Source organism: Bacillus sp. FSL K6-2861 (genome assembly GCF_038630725.1).
GTDB lineage: Bacteria > Bacillota > Bacilli > Bacillales > Bacillaceae > Bacillus > Bacillus velezensis.
The window spans coordinates 212,857-236,149 of sequence record NZ_CP152037.1; the positions used below are offsets into that span (position 1 = coordinate 212,857).

Annotated in this window: 7 protein-coding genes; all 7 read left to right on the forward strand. The window is 38.3% G+C overall.

Annotation, left to right across the window (positions count from 1 at the left end; translation table 11 throughout):
- Positions 1–179: 179 nt before the first annotated feature.
- The 7 genes from NYE62_RS01210 (at position 180) to NYE62_RS01240 (ending at position 23,215) form a co-directional block, all read left to right on the forward strand.
- Positions 180–1,112 (forward strand): ABC transporter ATP-binding protein, encoded by a 933-nt coding sequence (locus NYE62_RS01210; RefSeq protein WP_024084826.1) that lies wholly within the window; start codon positions 180–182, stop codon positions 1,110–1,112.
- A 15-nt stretch (positions 1,113–1,127) separates the two neighbouring features.
- Positions 1,128–2,336 carry an ABC transporter permease gene (locus tag NYE62_RS01215; protein WP_095352444.1) on the forward strand — a complete coding sequence of 403 codons (1,209 nt, stop codon included), beginning with the start codon at positions 1,128–1,130 and terminating at the stop codon, positions 2,334–2,336.
- A 2-nt stretch (positions 2,337–2,338) separates the two neighbouring features.
- Positions 2,339–3,505, forward strand: coding sequence for an ABC transporter permease (locus NYE62_RS01220; protein ID WP_033575109.1), 1,167 nt, complete (start codon positions 2,339–2,341; stop codon positions 3,503–3,505).
- Between the two features lie 49 nt (positions 3,506–3,554).
- The gene (locus NYE62_RS01225) at positions 3,555–3,734 is read left to right on the forward strand and encodes a hypothetical protein (protein ID WP_024084829.1); all 180 of its coding nucleotides are present in this window, start codon (positions 3,555–3,557) and stop codon (positions 3,732–3,734) included.
- Positions 3,735–3,806: 72 nt separating this feature from the next.
- Positions 3,807–4,502 (forward strand): thioesterase domain-containing protein, encoded by a 696-nt coding sequence (locus NYE62_RS01230; protein ID WP_050515833.1) that lies wholly within the window; start codon positions 3,807–3,809, stop codon positions 4,500–4,502.
- 373 nt (positions 4,503–4,875) lie between these two features.
- Positions 4,876–12,498: an amino acid adenylation domain-containing protein gene (locus NYE62_RS01235; RefSeq protein ID WP_342497182.1), complete on the forward strand. Its 7,623-nt coding sequence runs from the start codon at positions 4,876–4,878 to the stop codon at positions 12,496–12,498.
- Positions 12,458–23,215, forward strand: coding sequence for an amino acid adenylation domain-containing protein (locus NYE62_RS01240; RefSeq protein ID WP_342497183.1), 10,758 nt, complete (start codon positions 12,458–12,460; stop codon positions 23,213–23,215). The genes NYE62_RS01235 and NYE62_RS01240 overlap by 41 nt, the downstream gene beginning before the upstream one ends.
- Positions 23,216–23,293: the final 78 nt, after the last annotated feature.

A 23,293-nucleotide genomic window follows, 5' to 3' on the forward strand; every position in this document is an offset into this window, starting at 1 on the left:
AATTCCTTTCCTCCATTTTCTTCTGAATATATCCGGACTTACACCTTCCGTATATGACTAAAGTAACAATGCGATTCCTAACTAAAGTAATAAGGTAAATGAGTACTATAGTAAATTCTAAAAATATTCCATTCAGGTTAAAATAAAAGAACCGAAATACCACGAGGGGTGTTTTAATTATGCTCGAATTAAAAAAACTTACCAAAAAATATGATGACTTTACGGCAGTTAATAATATTTCGCTGACTGTAGAAGATGGAGAAGTATTCGGACTATTGGGTCCTAACGGTGCCGGCAAATCAACAATGGTTTCTATGATTAGCACTGTTCTTGCACCTACCAGCGGGACAATTAAAGTAGATAATAAATCACTTAAGGAAAAACCTATTGAGATAAAAAAAATAATGGGGGTTGTTCCACAGGATTTAGCTTTATATGAAACGTTAAGCGCCAAAGATAACTTGAACTTCTTCGGAAGCCTTTACGGGCTGAAAGGGAAAAAGCTAAAAGAAAGAACTGATGAGGTTCTGGAGATTATTGAACTGACAGATAAAAAAAATCAAAATGTATCAGAGTTTTCCGGGGGAATGAAACGCCGGGTCAACATAGGTGTGGCGTTAATGAATAATCCTAAATTATTAATTCTTGATGAGCCTACAGTAGGAATTGATCCGCAATCAAGAAATCATATTCTTGAAACAGTAAAAAGGCTGAATAAAGAAAAAGGAATGACTGTTATTTATACCAGCCACTACATGGAAGAAGTAGAGTATCTTTGCGAGAAGGTGGCAATTGTTGATCATGGATCTCTTATTGCTTTAGGAACGAAAGAAGAACTCAAGGAAAACTTAAATGCTTGTGACACTTTAACCGTTACTTTTAAGGGTGCTGATGAAGAGGCACTCAGCCGGATAAACAGCATTACAGGAATTGATAAAGTGACGGTAGATCATAAACAAATTTCAATGCTTGTATCGACGAAGGAAAGAAACATCATTGAAATTGTAGATGATATCAAAAATCTGGGGATCGACCTCACTAGCTTTAAGTACGAGGAAGTAAATTTGGAAAGCATTTTCCTTCAAATTACAGGGAAAAACCTAAGAGATTAGTAGGAGGAGGCTATCTTGAGAAAATTATTCAACTTATTTTTTCTTGATTTTAAGCTGTTAACAAAAAATAAGTCATTTTATTTAAAGCTGATGCTGTTTCCATCACTGCTAATCCTCATATTGGGCAGTGTGTTCAGTAATTCAGATTCAAAAATCGAAGCATTTGATGTAGCTTTTTACTCAGCAGATTCAGGGGAGAGTGTTTCTTTAGGTGATGTCTTAAAGGATAAAGTTTTTAAGAAAGGCGATCTCAAAGATATCATTCATTTAAAAGAAGCTGAGAGCTACAATGACGGTGAAAAATTAGTTAAAGAAGGAAAGGCTGCAGCTTTTATCTATGTACCGGAACACTTTACGAAAGCCGTTATGAACAACGGGAAAACAAATATCGATTTAATTGGAGATAATAACAAGACCATAGATAAAAATATTGTTCAGGCTGTTTTGGAGGGCTTTACGAAAAGCGTGAAAACAATGAGCGCTGAGCAACAAGAAGTAATAAAACATATCAGCTCCGGCGGCAGCGTACCACAAGAAAAAATAGAAAAAATGATGAACGATTTGGCCGATAATGACGGGATCTCCGCTGATATCCCAAAAGCAGCGACAAATAAAAATGCGGTTCCTGTCGATTCCATGCAGTATTATTCAATTGCAATGGTTGTCATGTTTTCCATTATGACGGCTTTTGTGCTTGTTCACAGCATTGTTGATGAGCGGCAGAATAATACGCTGTTCAGAATTAAATCTACACCGACTTTAAATATTCAGTATGTGCTTGGAAAGTTGACAGGTATTATTTTTGCGATCTTAATGCAGATGACTGCTGTTATTCTGATAAGCTGGGTCGTATTCCGAATGAACTGGGGCAACTTGTTTGATATTTTTGTTATTACGGTAGTATACGCATTTGCTATAGGCAGCATTGTATTGTTTTGGGGTTTTACCGCTAAGGACCACGTGGCGGTGTCCAGTATGGCTTCTCCGGTTCTTTATATTTTTAGTTTTTTGGGAGGCAGTTTTATTTCTAAGAACGGACTGCCTGATAGCTTGAGGGTTGTTCAAGAGATCATACCGAACGGTAAGGCAATAAACTCTTATTTAAAAGTCAAACAGAATATTGGTCTTAGCGGCATGTATATTGATTTGCTTGAGCTAATTGGTATTGGTCTCATCTTTGTCTTTATTAATATTATGGTATTCAACCGGAAGAAGGTGGCGTAGTAGTGCAATTGATTGCCATGATTAAACATCAGCTGAAACTGATGCTCCGAAATAGATTAGCAATTTTTGCAACGATTTCGGTGCCGTTAATCCTTACATTTTTGTTCTCTTTTTCTCAAGATACGGATAGCAAAGAGAACTTGTATATAGCCAATGCTGATAAAAGTAACTATGCTGCAAAGCTCATTGAAATGATAAAAGAGCATAAAAATATTAAAGTTATAAAGCTAACGGAAAATGAATTAAAGAAAAAAGTCGATGATCAGGATATTCCTTTTGGGGTCGTTATTGAAAAAGGTTTTGGAAAGGATTTGACGGACAATCACAAGATAAAAATGAAAATCATCCAAAACTACGAGAACGGCAGCGGAACATTGTTAGAGCAGCTGGTCACAAATGAGGCGGGAACTCTTAAAAAGGTAGTTAAAGATTCGCAATATATGTCTGCACAGTTGCATACGGACTCAAAAGATATAGAAAAGAACATTTTCAAGAAATTGAAAAACAATTCAGGAATAGAAGTGAATGACAAAACATTAAGTCAGGGTGAACATACTCAGGATAATGCGACCGTGAGATTAATTGGTTTTCTTGTAATGTTTATTTGGTTTGTTGTTATTCAAGGGTTAAGAACACTTATTGATGAAAAAGAGAATAATACTTTCAGCAGATTACTAAGTACGCCTATAAACTATACAAAATATGTTTTATCCAAAATGGCTGCTACTTATATTTCCGGAATCATTCATATAATCGTTATTATACTTGCGGGAAAATATTTACTCAAGATCAGCATAGGTCATAACATCTTTGCCATCGCTGTTATGCTCGCTGTTTATTTATTTGCATTGACCTGCATTACGATGATTATGGTTCCATTTATGAGAAGCCAAAAGCAGTTTACTTCTGCCGCATCGATCATAATTGCAGTAAGCGGGATGATAGGCGGTTCCTTTTTCTCATTGGAAATTGCTCCAAAATATATGCAGGTTATTTCTAAATTTACACCCGAAGCATGGGCAATACAGTCTTTAAACAACATTATCTTTAGTAAGAGTACCTTAGGAACTGAATGGCTTCCGATCGTAATTTTTGCAAGTGTCGGCTTATTAAGTATTATTGTATCTTTCATCTTAATAAGCAGGGAGATTAAAAAAAAGAAAAATTAAATCAACAATAATCTGATAAAATTAACAGATCAAAAAGGACGTGAGGGAATTGGGTATGGAAGAACTATTTGGAATGGCTGAATTAATTATAGGTGTACTCATGAATGTATTTATCGGTAAAATCGGGCAAGTTGCTTTTGGAAAAGATAACAGAACAACAAGGATCATTTTAAGAGTAATAGGAATCTTCCTCATCATCAACGGAGTTTCAAGAGCATTTCATATATAAAATGAGATAGTAAAAAACATCCTTTTCAGGGTGTTTTTTTATCGGGTTATTACAAAATTTCTGAGGTGAATTATGAAAAAAATATTTTGTCTTCCGTATGCAGGGGGATCAAGTGCAATATACTATAAATGGAGAAGGTTAATGAGTGACTCTTTAACAATACATCCTATTGAGTTAAAAGGAAGAGGTACAAGAATTAACGAAGATTTTTATGAACATATAGATGAGGCTGTTAATGATATATATGATCTGATAAAGGATCAAATCAGGGAGTGTGATTATGCTTTATTCGGCCACAGTATGGGAGGCCGATTAGTTTATAAGTTATATAGTAAAATTGCTGAAATGCAGCAGAAGAAGCCAAATCACATATTTTTCTCCGGCTGCGGCATTCCTAAAACGAAGAAAGCAGAGGGGATGATTCATGCTTTGCCGGATAGTTTATTTTTGCAAAGAATCATGGATATGGGCGGGACTTCGGAAGAACTGTTACATAACAAGGAATTACAACAATTATATCTTCCTATTTTAAGAAGTGATTTCAAAATGTTGGAAGAGGATGTTATTTCTGAAAATAAGACTGTTATGGACTGTGATATAACAGTGTTGCATGGTAATAATGACAAGACGATAAGCTCAGATTTAATATGTAATTGGGGACATTATACTTTAGGGAAATGCAATTTTTATACGTTTGAAGGAAATCACTTTTTTATTCATCAATTTTCGAATGAAATAACGGACATTATAAATAAAACCTTGAGATGAATTTTTGATTAAAAAATCGGGAGTGTTACTTTGTCCCGGTTTTTTTTTATGTTAATACGAAAAATAAAAACTGGGTTAATGTGCTTAGGTGTTTTTCCCCCCCTAATTGACAACTCTTAAACATTTGTATAATATTTCTTAAAGATGGCTAGTTCTTCTTCATTATCCTTTTTTTAAAAAAAGTGTTTGTACGGGTCTATATCATTAAAAAATGGTTTTTGCTGCCGATAAATAAACTGTCAGACTACAACGACAATTATTGGTGAGCGGTATTGCCTGTGATGCAGTTTAACATAAAAATCCACCGAAAGCCTCTGCTGTTTTAATTCAGTGAATGATTTGAATTTTGATATCAAGTGAAGGAGTTTTTGTTATGACAAAAAGTATAAAGGGAGATAAAGACAGTATTGGTGAGTTAAAAACTGAAGAGCATTTTTTAGTGGCAAGTAAACCTTCTAAAGAAAAAAGAATGAAAAATCTTACATATAAATTGTCACAGCAATTAAGCGATAAGCTGAATGTATACTGCAATGGATCGGATGAACGTCTGCATATCGTATTAACAGCGGCACTGACTTTGTTAATAAATCAATATACAGTAAGACAAAATATTGTAATCAAAACTCCTGTTTTCAAAAAGAACAGAACGATTGATTGTGAGCAAGAAATTTTGACTCTTAAAAATGCTGTTCATGGTGAAGACCTATTAAAAGAGATCATACATAAAGTCGAATTCACCGTAGAACAGGCATTGGAAAGCCCCCAAAATAATTCTCGAACAAGTGATAAAATGACTGGCCTTCCTTTTGATGTCATGATAGTCCTTGAAAATATTCAAGAATACATACTTAATCAAGAAAATCCCGCTATTCATATCCTATTTTCGTTTATGAACCAGAAACAATACATAGAGACAGTCATACGCTATAACGAATGCCTCTATTCTCAAAATATGATAAAAGATTTGTCACTGCGATTTCAGATGATCCTTGAAGCTATGATAACTCCTGAAAATATCAGAGTGAAAGATATGAGATTCCTGAAAGAAAAAAATAAGCAAAAGAAAATCTTTGGCTGGGAAGACAATTATTCGAAAATTGGAACAATTTCGGAGGTGTTTGAGCAGCAGGCTGATGAATATTCGGATAAGACTGCTTTGGTACTAGAAAACTCTTCAATGTGTTACGCAGAACTTAATCACCGTGCGAACCAGCTGGCACGGTATCTTCAGGAGTGCGGAGTAAAACGGGGAGACCTTGTCGGAATTGCTTTAGAACGCTCTTTTGATTTGTATATTAGTATTCTGGCAATATTAAAGTCAGGCGGTGCTTATGTGCCGTTAGACCCTCAATATCCGAAGCAAAGACTATCATTCTTAATCGAAGATTCAGGTGTAGAGTTGCTGATTACAAACGAAAGCATTCAGTCACAACTCCCGCCTCACGGGGACGGCGTAATCTGTTTGGATGGTATGAAAGAAGAAATTGAAAAGATGGATGGATCTAATATTGGCATAAAAGGTTCCTTGGATGACCTGGCTTATGTCATGTATACGTCAGGCTCAACGGGACTGCCTAAAGGAGTAAGTATTGTTAACCGCGGTGTGATTCGGCTGGTGAAGGAGACTGATTATGCGGTATTTGATGAGAATCAAACGTTTCTGCAATTAGCTTCTGCTGCTTTTGACGCTTCTACCTTCGAGATCTGGGGCTGTTTATTGAATGGGGGATGTCTGGCTATAATGCCTCCGGGAATACCGACGGCTGATGATATTGCAGAAGCTGTGAAAAAATATAACATTACGACTCTTTGGCTGACGGCCGGTTTATTTTCTCTAGTAGTTGATCAGCAGTTAGAATCATTAAAAGGACTTCAGCAATTATTAGTAGGCGGAGATGTGGTTTCCGTTCCGCATGTTCAAAAAGTATTAGCGCTTGGAAAGGTACAAGTAATTAACGGATATGGGCCGACAGAGGGAACGACCTTTACCTGTTGTTTCCCGGTCCCTCATGATTGGAAAGGCAGTATGCTTCCTATAGGGAGGCCTATTTCTGGTACAGAAATATTCATTTTAGATTCGCAATTAAAACCGGTAGCGCCGGGAATTCCTGGTGAGCTGTTTATTGGCGGAGATGGGCTGGCGCGTGAGTATTGGCGACGGCCTGATTTAACGAAGGAACGGTTTATATCACACCCTTTCAATAATGATCCTTCAGCACGTCTTTATAAAACAGGAGACTTAGTGCGTTATTTAGAAAATGGCGATGTGGAGTTTATTGGACGGCGGGACGAGCAAGTCAAAATCCGCGGTTTTAGAATCGAGCTTGGGGAGATAGAAGCCCGATTGATCAATCATACAGAAATTAAAGAAGCGGCAGTAACAGTAAATCATAATGGTGATGAAGATTTATATATCTGTGCTTATTACACTTCAAATCATAAAATCGCAAAGATTGAATTGCAGCACTTTCTGAGAGACTTTCTTCCGGAATATATGATTCCATCGTACTTTAAACAAATGGATAACATGCCTTTGACGGTAAATGGGAAAATTGACAGACGGGCACTTCCTAGACCTGATATATCTCAAATGTCCGAAACAAAATATGAAGCGCCGACAAATGAAACGGAGAAAAAACTTTCGGAGATTTGGGAAGCTGTACTTGGCAGGGAACGCGTCGGTATAGATGAAAATTTCTTTGAAACCGGCGGTCATTCACTAAAGGCTTCTATGTTAATTTCCCGCATCAGAAAAACTTTCGGCACGGATATAAAGGTGAAGGAGCTTTTTGAGCAGCCTACCATTAAACAGCTGAGCCGTCTTATTCAAAAGCGGGATAAACAGAATTATCCGGTCATCAGTAAAGCGAGGAAGCAGTCTTATTATCAAGCATCATCTGCTCAGAAAAGAATGTTTGCCCTTTGGGAGACGGATAAAGACAGTATCGTTTATAACTTGCCGATTATGATCGAACTAAATGGAAAATTAGATGTAAAAAAAGCCGAATCAGTTTTACAAGAGATTATTGGCAGACACGAAGCGTTACGGACAAGTTTCGATGTTGTAAGCGGCGATGTGGTTCAGATTATTCACGATACATGGGAGCTCGAATTTGATTATCAGAAGCTGCCGTCTGATGGGATACGACCATATGTGAAGCAGTTTATCAGACCCTTTCATTTGGACAAAGCACCGTTAATCAGAGCCGGACTCATAACGTATGAAGACCGGAATCTGCTGCTGCTGGATGTTCATCATATCGCGGCGGACGGTGTATCGGTTGGAATAATCCGCAAAGAATTCAATGCGCTGTATGCGGGTCATAGACTAAAACAGCCGCCGCTGCAATATAAAGATTATTCAGAATGGCAAGTAAGCTCAGGAACAAAAGAGGCGTTAAAGGAACAAGAGGAGTACTGGCTTAAGCGGTTAAGCGGAGATCTGCCGATTCTCAATCTGCAGACTGATTATGAGCGGCCGAGAGTCAAAAGCTTTGAAGGAAGCCGAATCAGCTTTACGGCCGATGAAAGGTTAACATCAAGCTTAAAGTCGGTGGCGAAAGAAACAGGAACAACTTTGTACATGGTGCTGCTGGCGGTATATAATGTCATGCTTTCAAAATACAGCGGTCAGCAGGATGTGATCATCGGAACAGCAGAGTCCGGAAGGTCAGACACCGAACTGGAGAATACAGTGGGGATGTTCGTCAATACCGTCGCCATAAGAAATTTTCCTGAGGAACATAAAACATTCAGAGCGTTTTTAGAAGAGGTCAAACATCATACGTTAAAAGATTTTGAGAATACAGATTACCAATTTGAAAATATTGTTCAAAAACTCGGGGTAAAAAGAGATTCGAGCCGGAACCCGCTGTTTGATGTCATGTTTACTTTTGAGAGTAAGGATTACGGATTCGGAGGAAATGAAGAGACAGCAGAATCAAATTTACTAGTATCTGAGGTCAATATATCAAGATTTGATTTAACGTTAACTGCAATGGAAACCGATGAAGGCGTTAACTTCCAATTGGAATATTGCAATCATTTATTCAGGAGAGACACAGTCGAAAGAATGGGTGCTCATTATACCCGGCTTTTACAACAGGTTGTATCAGAACCGGACACGGCAATCTGCAGACTGAATATGATAACGGATGATGAGAAACATAAACTGCTTTATGTATTCAATGATACAGCAGCCGACTTCCCGCATAATAAAACAATCCATCAATTGTTTGAAGAACAAGCGGAAAAGACACCGGAAAGAATAGCGGCAGTGTATGAAAATAATAAAGTAACTTATAAAGAACTTAACGAAAGATCAAATAGTCTGGCGAGAACACTAATGAAAATGGGGGTGAAAAAAGAGTCAATAGTAGGTATTGTTGCTGACAAATCATTAGAGATGGTGTTAGGCATATTGGGTGTGCTGAAGGCGGGAGGCGCATTTTTGCCAATTGATCCGGGATATCCTTCTGAGAGAATCAAATACATGATTGAAGACAGCGGTTCTGACATTTTATTAGTGCAGAATAGTCAGGCTGACAATATTCCGTTTGACGGGAAGGTTATTGATTTAACAGATAGTTCTCTTTACTCCGGAGATCGGCATAACCTGCCAATGGTGAGTTCCGCAGAACATCTTGCTTATGTCATTTATACTTCTGGAACGACTGGAAAACCAAAGGGTGTAACGATCCGGCATATCGGAATCAGTAATCTCAAAAGTGTCTTTGAACATGATATGAATATCAATTACCGGGATAAAATTATTCAATTTGCAAGTTTTTCATTTGACGCATCAGTGTGGGAAATCAGTATGGCACTGTTGACCGGAGCGGAACTACACATCCTTTCAAGTCAAGTCATCAATAATTATACATTATTTGAAGAGTATATTAACCGGCATGACATTACTGTAGCCACTTTGCCGCCTGTATACATCAATCATATAAATATAAACGGATTATCAGCTTTAAGGCTCTTAATTACTGCTGGTTCTCAGATATCTACAAAATCCTTGAACCGGATCGTGAATAAAATAGACTATATTAATGCCTACGGTCCAACTGAAACGACAATCTGCTCTACAATGTGGAGATACTCAGAAGCTGAGAGGGCGATGGCAAAGACCATTCCTATCGGTAAGCCGATCAGAAATCTGAAAGCCTTCATAATTGATCACCACAACAATCTTGTGCCTATTGGTTTAGCGGGAGAATTGTGTGTGTCGGGTGACAGCTTAGCAAGAGGATATCTCAATAAAGAGAAATTGACGCGTGAGAAGTTTATTGATCATCCATTTGAGTCCGGAACTAAAATGTACCGAACAGGAGACTTGGCAAGGTGGCTTCCTGACGGAAACATAGAATTTTTGGGGAGAATTGATAATCAAGTCAAAATCAGAGGCTTCCGGATTGAAACTGATGAAATAGAAAGCCAGCTTCTGAAAATAAGCGGGATAAAAGAAGCAGTTGTTATAGATAAGTGCGACCTTCAAGGTGACAAATACCTTTCTGCATTTGTAACCGCAGAATATAAAATGTCCGGAGCAGCTTTGAGGGAGCAATTGGGTGACATTTTGCCACAATATATGATTCCCGGTGTCATCATCCAGGTTGAACAGCTGCCTCTCACACCAAATGGGAAAATTGACAGGAAAGCACTTGCTGAAATAGAAGAGCCTAAACATATAAAGGGGCACCTTGAAGCACCCCGTTCCGAAGTCGAACAGATTCTGGTAAATGTTTGGTCGGAAGTTCTGAAAATTGATGATATTGGTATTAATGATAATTACTATGAGCTGGGCGGAGACTCAATAAAATCTATACTGATTGTATCAAGGCTTCAAAAATACAGTCTCAGTCTAGAGGTAAAAGATCTTTTGCAGTATCCGCAAATAAAAAACCTCAGTAAACACGTGAAATTATATAAAGCTCAAACAGATCAGAGCCCGGTTAGCGGGAGAACTGAACTGGCACCGATACAAAAGTGGTTTATAGAGAAAGACTTTGAGGACATTCACCACTTTAATCAGGCATTCATGTTTCAAATGAAAGAAAAAATTAATGAACACGCTCTGGCAAAGACATTTGAATTATTAGTAAAGCATCATGATGCTTTGAGGTTGATATATACAGCTGAAAATGACGAAATAAAACAAGAAGTCAGAGATGTCCAAGCCGCCCGGGATACTTTTACTCTGGACATATATGATCTGCTTGCTGATACGGATTACAAAAATACAATAGAAAAACTTGCCGATCAGTTACAAAGCGGAATGGATCTTGAAAAAGGGCTTTTAATGAAACTTGGTTTATTTCGAACAATGAGGGGCGATTATCTACTTATTGCTATACATCATATGGTGATTGACGGAGTCTCTTGGAGAATTCTGCTTGAAGATATGGAGCAGGTCTACAACAATCTGCAAAAAGGAGAGCCGGCCGTTCTTCCGCCGAAAACGGCATCCTTTCAAGAATGGACACGTAAATTGGCGGAATATGCAAACGGAAGTGAGATAAGAAAGGAACTTCGGTATTGGGAGAATATCGAAAAAATGAAGATTAAAGAAATTCCGAGAGATTTCAATAAAGCTGACAGTGTATTTAAGGAAAGCCGCACCATTACTGTCAGTCTTACAAAGCAGTTAACTGATAAGCTCCAGAGGAATACAAATGCAGCTTATAACACACAGATTAATGACATCTTGCTTTGTTCACTGGGAATGGCAGTAAAAGAATGGGCGGGACTTGACAAGGTTTTAATCGGTCTGGAAGGCCACGGAAGAGAGAACATATTAGAAAACATTTCAATAGAAAGAACCATCGGCTGGTTCACCTCACTATTTCCGATCGTGTTGGATATGGAGCACAGTGATGATCTGCCTTATTGCATAAAAAATACGAAAGAGTATTTAAGAAGAATACCTCATAAAGGTATTGGTTACGGAATTATTAAATACTTGACGGCACCGGAACATAAAAAAGACATCAGTTTTACGATAAAGCCCGAGATCGGGTTTAACTATCTGGGAGAAATCTCTCAAAAAAAGCGGGCTGTTTTTCAGCATGCAGATATATCATCTGGTACAAGTGTTTCTTTATCTAATAAAAAATTGAATGCCATCGAAATCAACAGCTTTATTATGGACGGTCAACTGCAGTTGGAATTTAACTATAGTACGAAAGAGTTTAAAGAAGAAACAATTAAAACATTAACCGAATCCTATATAAACCGGTTAATCGATATTATTCAGCATTGCGGAATGAAAAAAATTCCTGAAAAAACACCCTTTGACTATGGAGATCTGGATTTATCCATCGGAGATTTGGAGCTGATTTTATCAAGCGGAAAAGAGATAGAGAAAATCCACTCCCTGACTCCTATGCAGAGCGGGATGCTTTATCATGCATTGCTTGATCCGTTTTCACAAGCCTATTTTGAGCAGCTTACATTTTCTTTATCCGGTCAGCTTGATATTGGCAGATTAAATACAGCTTTTAATATGCTGATCGAGAAGTATGAAATTTTAAGAACATGCTTTTTTCATGAAGGACTAAGTAAGTTTAAACAGGCTGTTCTAAGAGAGAGAAAAGTTAAAATTGAATTTGAAGATATCAGCACTTTCTCGGAATATCAAAAGAAAGTACGGCTTAAAGATGTTCAGTTTAAAGACAGGGGAACGAGATTCGATTTGACGAATGATTGCTTAATAAGAGTAACCGTATTAAAAACTGATGAGAAAGAATATAAACTGCTGTTCAGTTTTCACCATATTATTATGGATGGCTGGTGTATGAGTTTAATAATGAATGATATAAAAACTATTTATACGTCATTAAAAGAAGGAAGAGAGACAGTGCTTCAGCATACCGAGCCTTACAGCACCTACTTAGAATGGCTGGATAATCAGGACAAAAGTGCCGCATTAGAATATTGGGGGGATTATCTAAATGAATATGAGCAGCAAGCCGGTATTCCAAAGTTCTGCTGATGAGGGTGGTTTCAAAAATAGGAAGAAAACATTCATTATTGATGAAACATGTACTTCGATGTTGAAAGCTGCAGCTGATCAATATCACATTACTTTAAGTGCATTGATTCAGACTGCATGGGGAGTTCTTTTGCAGAAGTATAACAACGTGAATGATGTTGTGTTTGGTGCGGTTATTTCCGGAAGACAATGCAGAGTGCAAGGCATAGAAAAAATGGTGGGGTTATTTATCAATGCGGTTCCTCTGAGAGTAAAAGGCGATGGTGATACGGTATTTATAGCATTAGCCCAAAAGCTCAACAGTGACTTTATCAAAGCGAATACATCATACGGTTACAGTTCTTTAGCGGATATACAAGCTCTTACAAAGATGAAAGAGAAACTGATCAACCATATGTTGGTTTATGAAAATTACCCTGTTGATGACTATGGCAAGGCGGTCGATGATACAACTGATGCTTTAAGGATTACAGATATGGAAGTGTTTGAACAGACGAACTATGACTTTGGGCTGGTTATTATTCCAGGCAGCCAAATCAAAGCAGAGATGACGTATAACAATAATGTTTATCGTGAAGATATCATTAATCGTATAGGTGTTAATTTCTGTCATGTATTAAAGCAAGTGGCAACTGATCCTACGCGTGTCCTGAAAGACATCAGCGCTGTAAATGAAGAAGAGCGCGGAATGCTCCAGGAGTTTAATAAGCAGTCCTCTAATTATACGGTGAATAAAACGATACAAGACCTTTTTGAAGAACGAGCGGAAAAGACACCTGACCAAACAGCGGCTGTCTATGCAGGAAAGCATATCACTTATAAAGAGCTAAACGAAAAGGCAAATCAAGTCGCAACATTATTAATGGAAAAAGGGGCAGGAAAAAACAGCATTACGGCTATGATGATCCGTCCTTCAGAATATTCAATGATTGGAATGCTGGGAATTTTAAAAACCGGAAGTGCGTTTCTGCCTATTGATGATGAATCACCGGTCAGTCGGATAAATCATATTTTAAAAGATAGCAAAGCTGATATCCTCATTACAGATTTGTGGTTTTTAACTGATAAAAACATTGCGGCGGAATGTTTGGATATTACGGATAAATCGATTTATACCAGCCGAAATACATCAAACCCTGATGTTCAGTATGATCTCGAGGACGAGGTATATGTTATATATACCTCGGGTACTTCGGGAAAACCGAAGGGGGTGAAGGTGAAAAATAAATCATTAGTTAATTATTCATTATGGGTATGTGATCAAATAAACATAAATTCTGACAGCAGGTCGTTAGTGACGTCAAAATATAGTTTTGACTTATGCTATACCAGCATCTTTCCAGTTTTATCCGGTGGCGGACAAGTCCACTTTGTTGATAAAGAAGTGTATCTTCACTCTCTATCATTAATAGAATATATTTATAAAAATAGTATTACATATCTTAAAATGACACCCACTTTATTTTCAACATTGATGGAGGATGTTGACATGCTGGCGTCTTGTCCTGATTTAAAAGTTATCATACTGGGCGGCGAAAGCATAAACATCGGCAACGTCAAAAAGCTCGCTGAAAAATGCAGATGGATGAAGTTTATTAACCACTACGGGCCGACCGAAAGCACTGTTGGCTGTATTGCACATAGCATTGATCCAGATCATATTCAAAACTGTGAAATATACAATAAAATAGGAAGACCAATTCACGGCATTAATATCTATATTGTGGACCGTTCAGATCAACTGGTCCCTGTGGGAGCACCCGGTGAGATTTGTATCAGCGGGGTAGGTTTAGCATCGGGATATGTCAATAATGAAGAATTAACGAATAAAAAATTTATTGATAATCCTTTTCATCGCGGAACAAAAATGTACAAAACAGGAGACCTTGGCAGATGGATGCCGGATGGAAATATAGAATTTTTAGGCCGGATTGACAACCAGATCAAAATCAGGGGTTTTAGAGTTGAAATCGGAGAGATCGAAAACCAACTATTACAGCTGGAAGGTATAAAAGAAGCGGCGGTTGTTTATATAGAGGAGAAATATCTTTCTGCATATATTACTGGGGACATTGAGATAGAAGGCTCGTTCGTACAGGAGAAATTGGCACAGGCTCTTCCGAAGTATATGATTCCGAGTTTCATAATACAACTGAAAGAGCTGCCTCTTACAGCTAACGGAAAAATCAATCGAAAAGAGCTGCCTCTTCCTGACTTGCAACGGTTGTCAGTACCTCAATACGAAGCTCCGGCAAATGAAACGGAAGAAAAACTAGCTGAAATTTGGAAAGAAATGCTTGGGCATAAACGGATCAGTATAAATGAAGATTTCTTCGAACTGGGCGGACATTCTTTAACAGCTGCGTTCACTATTTCCCGCATCAGAAAAACTTTCGGCACGGATATAAAGGTGAAGGAGCTTTTTGAGCAGCCTACCATCAAACAGCTGAGCCGTCTTATTCAAAAGCGGGATAAACAGAATTATCCGGTCATCAGTAAAGCGAGGAAGCAGTCTTATTATCAAGCATCATCTGCTCAGAAAAGAATGTTTGCCCTTTGGGAGACGGATAAAGACAGTATCGTTTATAACTTGCCGATTATGATCGAACTAAATGGAAAATTAGATGTAAAAAAAGCCGAATCAGTTTTACAAGAGATTATTGGCAGACACGAAGCGTTACGGACAAGTTTCGATGTTGTAAACGGCGATGTGGTTCAGATTATTCACGATACATGGGAGCTCGAATTTGATTATCAGAAGCTGCCGTCTGATGGGATACGACCATATGTGAATCAGTTTATCAGACCCTTTCATTTGGACAAAGCACCGTTAATCAGAGGCGGACTCATAACGTATGAAGACCGGAATCTGCTGCTGCTGGATGTTCATCATATCGCGGCGGACGGTGTATCGGTTGGAATAATCCGCAAAGAATTCAATGCGCTGTATGCGGGTCATAAACTAAAACAGCCGCCGCTGCAATATAAAGATTATTCAGAATGGCAAGTAAGCTCAGGAACAAAAGAGGCGTTAAAGGAACAAGAGGAGTACTGGCTTAAGCGGTTAAGCGGAGATCTGCCGATTCTCAATCTGCAGACTGATTATGAGCGGCCGAGAGTCAAAAGCTTTGAAGGAAGCCGAATCAGCTTTACGGCCGATGAAAGGTTAACATCAAGCTTAAAGTCGGTGGCGAAAGAAACAGGAACAACTTTGTACATGGTGCTGCTGGCGGTATATAATGTCATGCTTTCAAAATACAGCGGTCAGCAGGATGTGATCATCGGAACAGCAGAGTCCGGAAGGTCAGACACCGAACTGGAGAATACAGTGGGGATGTTCGTCAATACCGTCGCCATAAGAAATTTTCCTGAGGAACATAAAACATTCAGAGCGTTTTTAGAAGAGGTCAAACATCATACGTTAAAAGATTTTGAGAATACAGATTACCAATTTGAAAATATTGTTCAAAAACTCGGGGTAAAAAGAGATTCGAGCCGGAACCCGCTGTTTGATGTCATGTTTGTACTTGAAAATGCAGATTACGGTATTGAAAATCACTTGGATCCAAATCCGGAAGAGTATATTCAAACCGAGATCAATATTTCAAAATTCGATTTAACGCTAACCGCGACGGAAATTGATAAAGGAATCAAATTCCATTTGGAATACTCCAGTCAATTATTTGTAAAAGAAACAGCTGAGAGAATGGGTGCCCATTTTACGAAGCTTTTACAAAGTGCAGCTGCCGGCCTAGATCAACCTTTAATGAAACTGGATATGATTCCTGAACAGGAGAAGCACACATTGCTCCATGTATTCAATGACACGGCAGCTGAATTTCCGCGGAATAAAACGATTCATCAATTATTTGAAGAGCAGGCAGAAAAAACACCTGAACGTATTGCGGCTGTCCAAGAAGATACGCTATTAACCTATAAAGAACTAAACGAGAAATCAAACAGCCTGGCTAATCTTTTGAGACAAAAAGGAATTAGAGAAAACAGCATTGTCGGAATCATGACAGAGAGATCTCTTGAGATGATCATCGGAATTATCGGGGTGCTGAAAGCAGGGGGAGCGTATTTGCCGATAGATCCTGAATATCCTGATGAAAGAGTAAATTACATGCTGAAAGACAGTGATGCAAACATTCTCCTAATTCAAAACGGATTGTCAGGTGGTATTACATTCAATAAAGAAATTTTATCATTAAGCGATCCTGCTCTATATATGCATAACAGAAGTAATCTGCCGAATGTCAGTTGCCCGGAAGACCTTGCCTACATGATTTATACTTCAGGGACTACAGGGCTGCCGAAGGGCGTCATGGTAAAACATAAAGGCGTGGTAAATTATATTCATTGGGCAAATAAGATATATGTAAATGATGAAGATATTGATTTTCCTCTGTATTCTTCTATTTCTTTTGACTTAACGGTTACTTCAATTTATACACCGCTTATTTCAGGAAATAAAATTATTATTTATGAGGGACCGGACAAGGCTCTTCTGATCAGAAGAATTATAGAAGAAAATAAAGCGGATATTATTAAGCTAACGCCGACGCATTTGAGATTGCTGGAGAATGTAGATTTAAGTACGTCAAAGATAAAAAAAATAATCGTCGGCGGGGAAGAGCTGAAAACCGGGCTTGCAAAAAAGATACACGGTGCATTTAACGGTCATGTCAGAATCTACAATGAATACGGCCCGACAGAGGCTACAGTCGGGTGTATGATTCATCAATATCATATTGAAAGAGACAATGGCAATGCAGTATCAATAGGCAAACCTGCGGATAATACTAAGCTTTATATATTAGGAAAACAATTGGAATTACTTCCTTTAGGGGCAGCCGGGGAACTTTGTGTCAGCGGAGAAGGGCTTGCGGACGGATATAAAAATAAAGCGGGCTTGACGTCAGAAAAATTTGTAGATAACCCCTTTGAACCCGGGGCTAAGTTATACAGAACAGGGGATATGGCAAAATGGATGCCGGACGGGACAATTGATTATTTAGGAAGAATTGATGATCAAGTCAAAATCAGAGGGTATCGTATTGAAACGGGAGAAATAGAAAACCGGCTTCTGAAAATGAGTCACATAAGAGAGGCTGTTGTTGTAGCGAGAGATGACCAACATGGGGATAAATATCTCTGCGGTTATGTTACTTCCGACAAAAAAATAGATGTTTATGCTTTAAAAGAAAATCTGTCTAAAGAATTACCGTTATTTATGGTGCCAAGTTATATCTTCCAGATTGAAAAAATGCCGTTAAGCTCAAACGGAAAAATAGATACGAAATCATTGCCGATTATAGATATTGCGGATGTATTGGAGTCTGCATATGAAGCACCGCGAAATAAAAAGGAACAAATTCTCGCATGCGTATGGGAGAAAGTTCTGGGGATGAAATCAATCGGGATTAACTATAACTATTACGAGATCGGCGGAGACTCAATTAAATCCATTTTAGTAGTTTCCGAACTCCAAAAATACGGCTTAAAACTTGAAGTCAGAGATTTAATGAAATATCCGCACATAAAAGACTTGAGTGCTCACGTAAAATCAGCTGATATACAAGCAGATCAGTCGATTGTAGAAGGAGACGTTGATCTGACACCGATTCAAAAATGGTTTATAGAACAGAGATTTGAACAAGAAAACCACTATAACCAAGCCTTTATGCTTTACAAAAAGTCCGGCATAGAAGAAAAAGCAATCGAAACGGCCTTTTTGGAATTGGTGAGGCATCATGATGCCCTCAGGATGCAGTTTAAAAAGGAAAACGGTGAAATTAAGCAATGGAATAGGGGCATTAAACAGGCAAAAGAAACATTTACTTTAGACGTATTTGATATGACACAAACAGAAGATCCAGCCATGGCAATTGAATCACTGGCTGACCGTATGCAGAACGAATTGAGCTTGGAAAAGGGGATTTTAATAAAACTGGCGGTATTTAAAACCAAAAACGGAGATCATCTTCTATTAACCATTCATCATATGATCATTGACGGAGTATCTTGGAGAATCCTATTGGAAGATTTTGAAACTGCTTATCTTCAAACAGTTAATGGGAACAAGGTGGAGCTGGAAACTAAAACAGCATCGTTCAAAGAATGGGCGCGTCAATTGAAAGAATATGCAAACAGCAAGGCTCTTCAAAAGGAAGCTGGGTACTGGGAGACCATAGAAACGGCTAATATTGAACCTCTTCCAAAGGATTTCATTGCCGAAAGCTGCTCTTATGAAGATAGTAAAGAAATTAAAATTGAATTAACAGAGGATCAAACAAAAACACTTTTAAGAAATACAAATGCAGCATATCATACACAAATTAATGATATATTGCTTTGCTCACTGGGACTTGCAGCCAAAGAGTGGACCGGCAACGAGAAGATCCTTGTGAATCTTGAAGGGCACGGCCGTGAAAGTGTTATAAAAACCCCGGTCCATCGCACAATAGGCTGGTTTACGACAATATACCCAATTGTTCTCGATATGACAGAAAGTAATAGTTTATCAAGCTCCATTAAGTATACAAAGGAAATGCTTAGACATATCCCCCAAAACGGGATTGGTTACGGAATACTCAGATATTTGTCGGACTCGGTTCACCTTCAATTAAAACCTGATATCAGTTTTAACTACTTGGGTGAATTTGGCCAAGAAGATCGCAGCAACCTATTTCAAATATCACCTTTGTCCGCCGGAACGAGCATATCTGGAAGAAATAAAAAGACACATAGTATAGAAATAAATGGATATATCATGGATGGCAGGCTGATGTTTTCGTTCAATTACAGTGCAAACCAATATAAACGAGAGACGATTGAGCAATTTACGAAAGCCTATCAATTGAAAATAAATCAGATCATAGAACATTGTGTGAATAAGAAAATATCTGAGAAAACCCCATGGGATTATGGGGATCCCGATCTTCAAATAGAGGAGTTAAATCAAATTCTTGCAAGCGGTGCTGAAGTAGAAAAAATTCATTCTCTTTCACCGATGCAGGAAGGCATGCTGTATAACGCTGTGATTGACCATCAATCTAGCGCTTATTTCGAACAAAGTGAAATAACAGTTGAAGGAAATCTGAATACAGAAGTTCTCAGTGACGCATTAAACAGACTGATTGATAAATATGAAATATTAAGAACGTCATTTTTCTATAACGGTTTCCGTGTATTTAAACAAGCCATTTTAAAAGAAAGAAAACTAAACATTCAATATCATGATATCAGCCAATGGGAGGAGCAGAAGAAGGATGCCTTTGTAGGGCAATTCAAGGTGAGAGACAGGAATACTCCGTTTGATCTGAACAAAGATTGTCTGATCAGAGTATCGGTGATCAAGCTGGGAAGAAATAAATTTAAAGTCATATACAGTTTCCACCACATTATTTTGGATGGCTGGAGTGTCGGTATTCTGTTAAAAGAGCTTATGGATCTATACGGTGACGTGGCTGAAGGGAAAAAACTCCTTCAAGAAACACCTGTACCGTACAGTCGTTATCTTGAATGGCTTGATCAGCAGGACAAGGACCGTGCATTTGAATATTGGAAGGAATACCTTTCTGCATATGAACAAGAGATCTCATTTCCGGAACTGGTATTGAAATCTGACGAGTATCAGCATGATCAAAAACTGGGAGCGCTTAACGGTGAAACCGCCGCTAAGCTGAAAAAAATCGCTGAGTCAAACAGCATTACATTAAATTCTATCGTTCAAACAGCATGGGGGATATTGCTGCAGAAATATAACAATACAAATGATGTGGTATTTGGTTCCATTGTTTCAGGCAGACCGAGTGAGATAAACGGAATTGAAAATATGGTCGGCTTATTTATAAATGCAGTGCCAATCAGAGTGAAAAGAGAATGTGATACATCATTTATTTCATTGGCTAAACAAATAAATAAAGACTTTATTGAAGCGAACGAATACAGTTATTGTTCTCTGGCAGACATACAGTCTTTGACAAGTATGAAGAATAAATTAATCAATCACGTAGTCGTGTATGAAAATTACCCGTTGAATGAGGATCTTTTCCAAGATTCAGCCCATTCGAGTGTGAAAATAACTGCTGAACATGGGTTTGAACAAACCAACTATGATTTAGAGCTTTTAATTGCTCCCGGTGACGAATTGCATATGAAAATCACATATAACGCCAGTGTTTACAGTAAAGAAACGGTAAGTTCAATCTTGGATAACCTGGTTAGCGTTTTACAGCAGGCAGCGGCTGATCATGAAGTAATGGTTTCTCAGATCGATATGGTAAATGAGACAGAGAAACAAAAGCTGGTGAAAGAATTCAACTGCACGGAATTATCATATAAGAAAGAAAAGACGTTACAAGAGCTTTTCGAAGAGCAAGCTGTAAGGACACCTGATGCAATCGCTCTGGAATGGAACGGAGACTTCCTGACCTATAAGGAGCTGAATAATAAGGCAAATCAATTGGCACGAGCCCTCAGGGAAAACGGCATCAAAGAGAATGTTGTGGTTCCTATTTTGGTAAGAAGGTCTTTCCGATTGATTATAGGAATATTAGGAATACTAAAGGCAGGGGGATGTTACTTACCGCTTGATCCAGATTATCCGGCAGACAGGATCAATTATATGCTGAAAGACAGTAAAAGCGGCCTGCTGTTAACTGAGGAAGGACTTCCAAATGAATTAACGTACAGCGGAACTGTATTTAACATAGATTCAGAGGATTTATTACATCACTTGGAGACGAACATTGATGTTATTAACAGGGCCGAAGATTTAGCATATGTCATTTATACGTCGGGATCAACCGGAAAACCGAAAGGGGTCGCCGTAGAGCACCGTGCCGTTCATAACTTTATCAAGGGAATAACAGACAGGATCAGCTTTTCACAAGACAATGTCCTTCTTTCGGTCACCACGTGTTCATTTGACATATTCGGATTAGAGTCGCTGCTGCCTTTAACTCAAGGGCTGAAAGTTGTCATAGCCGGTGAAGCGGAACAAAGAGATCCGTACTTGTTAAACAAGATCGTTGTTGAGACTGATGTCAATACTATTCAGCTTACGCCATCCAGATTAAAGCTGATGCTAAGTGCAGAAAACAGCACGGAGAGTCTTCAGAAATTGAAGACCATCATGGTTGGGGGCGAGGTATTTCAACGGGAATTGTTATTTGAACTAAAAAAATATAAAAATCTGAAGATCTATAATATGTACGGTCCGACTGAGACGACGATTTGGTCTTCTGTGAAAGACTTAACCAATGAAAATAGTGTAAATATAGGCAAGCCGATTGCGAATACACAGATATATATTGTAGATCATGATGGAAACACTGTACCGCTCGGCAGTACTGGCGAATTATGCATTGCTGGAGCCGGAATGGCCAGAGGATATTTAGGAAAAGAAGATTTGACTGCGCAAAAGTTTGTAGACAATCCGTTTGTTAAAGGAACCAAGATGTATAAGACAGGAGATTTAGCAAGGTGGCTGCCTAATGGTGAACTGGACGTTATCGGAAGAATGGACAATCAGGTAAAGATCAGAGGGTATCGGATAGAATTGGGAGAGATTGAAAGCATAGTAAACCAACACGAAAAAGTTAAGGAATGTGTAGCTGCCGGAAAAACAAATTCCGCAGGAGTCCAAGATTTAGTTCTGTATTATGTGGCAGAAAGCACTGTATATCCTTCAGAATTTATTAAATTATTATCACCTGTGCTTCCTGAGTATATGATTCCGCAGATCTTTATGAAAATTGACCAAATTCCGCTGACAGCAAACGGAAAAATAAATGTCCTGGCACTGCCTGAACCTGTGATAGATAGAACAGGTTTTGACCGGCCTTTTGAGGAAGCGGTAACGGATGTACAAAAAAGTATCAGCCGTGTTTGGACCGATGTTTTAAAAATAGAAGAGCTTGGAATACATGATAACTTCTTTGAAGCAGGCGGTAATTCAATCAAAATCGTTGCAGTTTATAATGAGCTTCAGAAGCTGTATCCAAAACAAATTCAAATTGCTGACTTGTTTGCATATCCGACTATTTACAGATTGTCCGAATATATAGAATCAGCTATAGCCTTTGCGGAGATAGCAGTGTCCTTGGAAAAAGAAATCATTCCTATTACTTTACCGCTTGAATACATCTCGGAATCAACTGGACAAAGTCATACAGCCATGCACGAATATGCGGTAAATGCGAATTATTATGATGGTTTAAAAACAATATGCAATACCTACAAATATGATATTTCTCATGTTTTATTAGCGGGTTATGTATTTTTATTAGCTGATGTCAGCCAGCAAAACTTGGTTCATATCCAATTTTCGGGTCATGGAGATGATCGGATGAGTCAGCTGTCTTTTGATCTGTCTGATATCGAGAATTTTCACGATATTATTCGTATGGCGAAGGAGCAGATTGAGAATCAAGAGGATTCAGATCAATACGATTTGAATACTCACTATAAGAAATCAAGTTCGGCCCAAGATGTTTTTCCTCTTTTTTATATTAGTAATGAATCAAAAAAAGAGTACTCAGAATTATATGATCTGGTTTTTGCAGTTCATGAAAAGCCATCCGAAGCAGAAATCGTTTTTATATATAACCATCAGAAACTAAATGAGCACAAAATGAAAGATTTATTTTATAACTACATGAATTTGATTCAAGTGATTACAGCAGACAAAGCAGACAATTCAATATAAAGCGGCCGGTTCTGCCTTACATTTTGCTGATCGGCAGAATGTAAGGCAAATCAGGCATTATAGAGACTTTGGAGGTAT

What these genes read in the sequence shown, in the direction of transcription:
- NYE62_RS01210 (WP_024084826.1), top strand. Translation starts at nt 180, where the DNA reads ATGCTCGAATTAAAAAAACTTACCAAAAAATATGATGACTTTACGGCA.
- NYE62_RS01230 (WP_050515833.1), top strand. Translation starts at nt 3,807, where the DNA reads ATGAAAAAAATATTTTGTCTTCCGTATGCAGGGGGATCAAGTGCAATA.
- NYE62_RS01235 (WP_342497182.1), top strand. Translation starts at nt 4,876, where the DNA reads ATGACAAAAAGTATAAAGGGAGATAAAGACAGTATTGGTGAGTTAAAA.
- NYE62_RS01240 (WP_342497183.1), top strand. Translation starts at nt 12,458, where the DNA reads ATGAATATGAGCAGCAAGCCGGTATTCCAAAGTTCTGCTGATGAGGGT.